At 59.4% G+C, this 6,239-nt stretch carries 5 protein-coding genes; 4 read left to right on the top strand and 1 reads right to left on the bottom strand.

Annotated elements, in window-relative coordinates:
- From P8X75_14195 to P8X75_14185, 3 genes are all read left to right on the top strand, one after another.
- Positions 1-1,164, top strand: a 1,164-nt coding sequence (locus tag P8X75_14195) for an ABC transporter substrate-binding protein (protein MEJ1996335.1), incomplete at its 5' end; no start/stop codon positions are given.
- A 70-nt stretch (positions 1,165-1,234) separates the two neighbouring features.
- A complete protein-coding gene (locus P8X75_14190) occupies positions 1,235-3,241 on the top strand; it encodes a CocE/NonD family hydrolase (protein MEJ1996334.1) in 2,007 nt (668 codons plus the stop codon).
- A gap of 270 nt (positions 3,242-3,511) precedes the next feature.
- Positions 3,512-4,435 carry an ankyrin repeat domain-containing protein gene (locus P8X75_14185; protein ID MEJ1996333.1) on the top strand — a complete coding sequence of 308 codons (924 nt, stop codon included), beginning with the start codon at positions 3,512-3,514 and terminating at the stop codon, positions 4,433-4,435.
- Positions 4,436-4,495: 60 nt separating this feature from the next.
- On the opposite strand, the gene P8X75_14180 is transcribed toward P8X75_14185, so the two are convergent.
- Positions 4,496-5,173 (bottom strand): cupin domain-containing protein, encoded by a 678-nt coding sequence (locus tag P8X75_14180; GenBank protein MEJ1996332.1) that lies wholly within the window; start codon positions 5,171-5,173, stop codon positions 4,496-4,498.
- Positions 5,174-5,397: 224 nt separating this feature from the next.
- Here P8X75_14180 and P8X75_14175 point away from each other — a divergent pair.
- A partial coding sequence (locus P8X75_14175) for an ABC transporter substrate-binding protein (GenBank protein ID MEJ1996331.1) occupies positions 5,398-6,239 on the top strand: 842 nt, incomplete at its 3' end.

Genomic DNA, 6,239 nt, shown 5'->3' with positions numbered 1-6,239 from the left:
CACCTCGACGAGAACAACCGCGTCGCCGAGGCTCAGCAGATCGTCCAGAACTTCGAGGAACTTCGCGCAGACGGGCCGGAAACAGTGGTCATCAAGCAAAAGGAGATCAATTTCGATCTTCCAACTCACCTTTCCTCCTTTGCGATGATTATCGGACAACAGGGTGCAGAGGATTGGTCCGCAGGCGTGGGCACCGGCCCCTACGTGATGGAGGACTTCCAGCCAGGCGTGCAGTACCTAGGACGCAAGTTCACCAATTTCTACCGCGAGGATCAGGGCCATTTTGACGAGGTGGAACTGCTCAACATCGCCGATCCGAACGCCAGGATGTCCGGGCTCCTGTCCAATACCCTGGACGCCATCGGCTCGCCGGAGACAAAAACGGCGGCGAGGCTGGCGCGCGCGCCCGGGTTCGAGTTGGTCCAGGTCTCAGCAACGCAACACTACACATGCGACATGCGCGCCGACACCGACCCCTTCACCAACAAGCAACTGCGGCTGGCCGTGAAGTGGGGCGTCAACCGGCAGGAGATCGTCGACAAGGTGCTAAGCGGCTACGGGACTATCGGTAACGATCTGCCGATCAGCCGGGGACAGCAGTTCTACAACGACCAACTGGAGCAGCGTGAGTTCGATCCCGACAAGGCGCGCTACCACCTCAAGCAGGCCGGCTACGAAAGCGTCGATCTGGCGCTCTCGACCAGCGACGGCGCGTTCGGCGGTGCGGTCGACGCGGCCGTTCTCATGCAGGCGAGCATGGGCAGGGCGGGCATCAATGTGGAGGTGGACCGTCGGCCGGCGGACGGCTATTGGTCCGATGTATGGCTCAAGGCCCCCTGGTGCATGGTCTATTGGAACGGCCGGCCCACCGTCGATTGGATGCTGAGTTCCACCTACACGTCGGACTCCGACTGGAACTCCAGCTACTTCAAGAACGAGACGTTCGATAACCTGCTTGTGGCCGCCCGCGCCGAACCTGACGAAGCCAAGCGGCGCGATATGTACCATGAGGCGCAACGCCTGTTCTACGAAGAGAGCGGGACGGTCGTTTTCGCCTTCGCGAACATCCTGATCGGTCACTCTCAGAAACTGGGTCATGGACCGGTCGGCGTAAGCCGCCGGATGGACGACAGTCGACTGCCGCGCCGCTGGTGGTTCGCCTGACACTGGCTGCGGGCGCACTCAATAGGGGCGCCCGCTGGCTCTCTTCATCGCCGCATCCGTGGGCGTACCGATGACCGACCTGTCCGCCGTTGCCACGCCTGTAAAGACCATCGAGCACCTTTGGATTCCCATGTCCGACGGCGTGCGTTTGGCCGCCCGAATCTGGATGCCGCCGGATATCGGGGCCGAGGGCGTTCCCGCGATCTTCGAGTACATTCCCTACCGTAAGGGCGACATGGTGCGCGCCCGGGACGAGCGGAATCATCCCTGGCTCGCGCGGCACGGCTATGCCTCTTTGCGCGTGGATATCCGCGGCTCCGGCGACAGCGACGGCGTTATGTCCGATATGTACGCCGAGGAGGAGCTACGCGACGCCCGGGAGGTCATCGAATGGATAGGCCGACAAGAATGGTGCAATGGGCGGGTCGGAATGTTTGGCACCTCCTGGGGCGGAACCGCGAGCTTGCAGGCAAGCCTCGACGCCCCTCCGGCGCTGAAGGCGGTCATCGCGGTCTGTGCGACTCATGACCGCTACGAAGACGACATTCACCATAAAGGCGGATGCCTTCTAAACGACAGCCTCGAGTGGGGGGCTACACTGCCGGCAATCCTAGCCCTCCCGCCCTCTCCAGAAAGCGGAGACGACTGGTTTCAGCGCTGGGAAAGAAGACTTGAGAACCTGCCGTTTCCGATAGAGACGTGGGTTCGCGAAGAAGCCCGGGGAAGCTATTGGCGCCGGGGCTCGGTCAAGCACGAGGTGGGTCGTATCAACTGTCCCGTGTTGGCCATCGGGGGCTGGTCGGACCGCTATTCAAACTCTGTCATGTCGCTCGTAGACGCTTGCCCAGAGAAGGTTTGGGGAATCGTCGGCCCTTGGGGGCATCACTATCCGGATCAGGGGCAACCTGGACCCGCGATCGGCTTTCAGGAGGTGGCGCTGGACTGGTGGGATCACTGGCTAAAAAGCGATTCGCCCAGCGAGCCCCGCTGGCCAAAGCTCCGTGTCTGGCTGCGGGAGTTCGATCCTCCTCAGGACTCTTTGGCCCAGAGGAACGGCGCCTGGATCGAGAGCGGTCCTCCGAAGGGCGAGATAGAGATCAGGCCCCTGTTCCTCGCCGATGCAGGTCGGTTGAGCGACGACACGCCGAAGGCTGCTCAAAGCTGGCGGATTCCCGGGAACCTGCTGCATGGCTTAGCGTCAGGAGACACTGGCTACTTCGGGCGCCACGGCGGGCTGCCGCTGGACCAACGGGAGGACGACGCTCGAGCCATCTGTTTTGAGACCCCTCCGCTGGAGGAAGACCTCGTCATCTATGGCAGCGTCGAGGTCGAACTGTCGCTGTCGGCATCACTCCCAAGAAGCCAATTCTGCTTGCGCCTGAACGACGTATCCCCGGCTGGCACTTCGGCCCGGGTAGGGCTTTCGATGCTCAACCTCGCGCTCGACGAGGTGTTCGATGAGCCCCGCGAGCCATGGTCCTGCGAGCGGCGCCGTGTTGTTCTTCGCTTCCATACGAAGGCCTACCGTTTCAAGGCTGGTCATCGCATCCGGCTGGCGATAGGCGCTTCCTATTGGCCGTTGGTTTGGACACCTCCAGAGTATGGGGCGCTCCAGATCCACGATGGAGTCGTCAATCTGCCGGTGATGAGAAACGAGCCAAAACCTTTGAGTGAATTCCTCCCACCTCCCCTGGATCAGTCATCTTCGCCGGGGCTCAACAACTCTGGCGCCGCTGCGTTGAAGCGGTCACGCTCAGAAACACCGAACGGAGAGGTCACGGTTGAGTGGCACCAACCTCTCACCACGGCCCATCATCACGACATCCGCCTGTCGATTTCTCACGAAACACGTTCAACGCAGAAGATCCGAGAGGGCGTACCAACATCTGCGGAGAGCATCTTCTTTCACCGCTTGATACTGCACCGCAAAGAAGGCATCGCTGAGGTTCGGTCTTGGCTCCGAACTACCTGCTCCGATGACGAATTTCTACTTGATGGTCTCATTGAGGTGGAATGGCGTGGGGAAGCAATACTCGAGCAGCGCAAGGTCAGCCGTATCGAAAGGCGGCTTTCGTAGTCAATCCTTCGTTCTAATCCAACGCTGGGCGCCTTCAGTGTTTCGGGACGATGCTTGGTCAGTTCGTCCGCTCTTGGCTAGAAGCGGACAAGATCCTCATCCACTCGAGATAAGCGGTAAGGCCGCTTTAGTTCCCGATCCTTGCAGGGACGGCGTTCGTTTGGTCCCCAGTGCCTAGGTGTGTCATCATTCTGAAAATAAAGAATCTGATAAACACCTAGACCATGAGCGTGGGATTGATGGCTCGGTTCTGTTTCCGGGACGTTTATCATGGCCAGACTAAGCGTTATTCCCCTGCTCTTTAGCCTTCTTCCAGCAGCATTCTGGGTAACTCCTATTTTAGCGGCGGGCCCATTGATGAAACCCGCCGGAGCGGGTGACGTTGCCGCGCTCAAGACGCTGCTCGAAGAGGGCGCCGACCCCAATCCAGATGGGAGCTTTTCGCCTTTATTCTTTGCTGCTCGGGGAGGTCACATCGATGCCGTGACGCTGCTCCTCGATCACGGCGCTGATCCTAACGGTCTCACCCGGAATGGAGGAGCGCTCCATATCGCAGCAAGGCATGGAGACGTCGAGATCGTGCGTCTGCTTCTAGAGCGAGGCGCCGATCCTAATCTCGTAGGCGCGGAGCAGAACAAAACCCCGCTCCACGACGCTGCCTACAATGGCTCTATGGAGATCGTTCAGCTACTTCTGGATTACGGCGCCGACGTAACAGCTCGTACCGATTTCCGCGGCCATGCAATGGCTAACCACTTTGCGGCTTTAAAGGGGCATCTGGAGGTGGCCGAGTTCTTGAAAGAGAAAGGGGCGAACCCGTGGCCTGTTGAACCGATCCAACCCGGTGAACTCAAAAAAGCCGATTTGAAACTCGGAGAATCGCGTGCCCGGAAATGCACCCCATGTCACACCTTCATCCCCAACAAGGGGGGTAGGCGGGGACCGTCGCTCTGGAATGTAGTGGGGCGACCCAAGGCGACGATAAGCAATTTCACATTTTCACCTGCAATGAAGGCCCAGACCGGCACCTGGACGTTTGAGGAACTCAACCGTTATATCTCTGACGTCTTCGGGCGGGTTCCCGGCACGGTTAACAAGTACTTTGGGGTAGAGAGAGACCGTGAGAAGCGCATTGCTCTGATCGCTTATCTTAGGACCCAGGCCGACGACCCTGTACCGCTGCCTGACGAATAGAGCGAGGACTCCAATGTCCGCTTCTGGCTAATAGCGGACATACAAAATCGATCAGGGGCTCTACGCCTTGGTGACCTTTTTGAAGGGTTCTTCTCGAGGCTGATCTTTGACGACTACATCCTTAGGGATAACGACCGGTGAGACGGCCCAGATAAGCCTGCACGGCCGACTCTGGCGGTTCCGGGCGTGATGCGGGATGCGGGCATCGAAGCTGTAGCTGTCACCTTCGCGCAAAGTCATGACCTCGTCGCCTATCTGCATCTCCAACTCACCTTCAATCACGATCCCATGCTCCTCTCCCTCATGCCGTTGGAGAGGATCATCCGGCTTTTCCGAATAGGGAGCGTAGACCGCCATCCCCATGTAGAAGTCACCCCCGATCGAACTTGAGAGCAGCATGTCGGTGTAGCCCAGCTCCTGAACATCCTGACCATAGAGAGAGTTCAGGCTTCGCCGATTCTGCGCCCTGACCACGTAGGCCTGCTCCATGGGCCCAGCGCCGGACCGCCGGGCGAAGAACCAATCCGGGGTCACGGATAGAGCGGCGGAGATGTCTCCCAAGACTTCCATCGAGGGCTGAGATGCGGCGCGTTCAATCGCACTAAGGTGGCTGAGGGAAACGCCGCTGGCTTTGCTCAAGTCCTTCAAGGTCATCTGCCGAGCTTTGCGTAGCTGGCGCAACTCCGAACCCAAGGACAAGAGGTTCCTAGCCATGGCTTGAACCTTTTCCTTCTTCATTCCTACCGTCCCTCCGTTCCTCGGCACCCTGCTGGGATCATTAATAATCTGATGGAATCATGCACCTGAAATCGCAATGAGAAAAGAATTTTATTGTCAAATTCTGTTCTTAGAGGAATGATCTCCTCCTGATCTGCTTCACAGGGAAGGACTTCAAGATGGAAGACCGCAAAAAATTCCAGTTAAAGAATTGGATAGCCTCTGGCATTTCCCGCCGAGATTTCATGCAGGCCACGGCGACTGTGGGCCTGTCGGCCGCCGTCGCGGGGTCGTTGTGGCGAGAGGCTGAGGCAGCCACGCCCAAGAAAGGCGGTTCCCTTCGCGCCGCCTCCGATGGCGGAGCGACCTCCGACACACTGAACCCGCTGGAGATGAATGGGGCGGATCATCCGACCCTTTCCATCCTGTCCAGCTTCGACACGCTGACCGAGATCGACGAGAACGGCGCTCCCCAACCGAGCCTGGCGGAAAGCTGGGAAGGGCAGGCGGACGGCAACTGGGTCTTCAAGCTTCGCAAGGGCGTGGAGTTCCATAACGGCAAGACGCTGACGGCGGAGGACGTCGTATGGTCCTTGAAGCAACACCTCGACGAGAACAACCGCGTCGCCGAGGCTCAGCAGATCGTCCAGAACTTCGAGGAGCTTCGCGCCGACGGGCCGGAAACCGTGGTCATTAAGCAAAAGGAGATCAATTTCGATCTTCCGACTCACCTTTCCTCCTTTGCGATGATCATCGGACAAGAGGGTGCGGAGGATTGGTCCGCGGGCGTGGGCACCGGCCCCTACGTGATGGAGGATTTCCAGCCGGGCGTTCAATACTTGGGGCGCAAGTTCGCCAATTTCTACCGCGACGATCAGGGTCACTTCGACGAGGTGGAACTGCTCAACATCGCCGACCCAAACGCCAGGATGTCCGGGCTCCTGTCCAACACCCTGGACGCCATCGGCTCGCCCGAAACGAAGACGGCCGGGAGGCTGGCGCAAGCGCCCGGGTTCGAGTTGGTGCAGGTCTCCGCGACGCAGCACTTCACCTGCGACATGCGCGCCGACACCGACCCCTTCACCAA

This window comes from Limibacillus sp. (assembly GCA_037379885.1).
Classification (GTDB): Bacteria; Pseudomonadota; Alphaproteobacteria; order Kiloniellales; family CECT-8803; genus JARRJC01.
The sequence above is the reverse complement of the archived record's forward strand: the minus strand, read 5'-3'. Positions and strand labels throughout refer to the sequence as shown.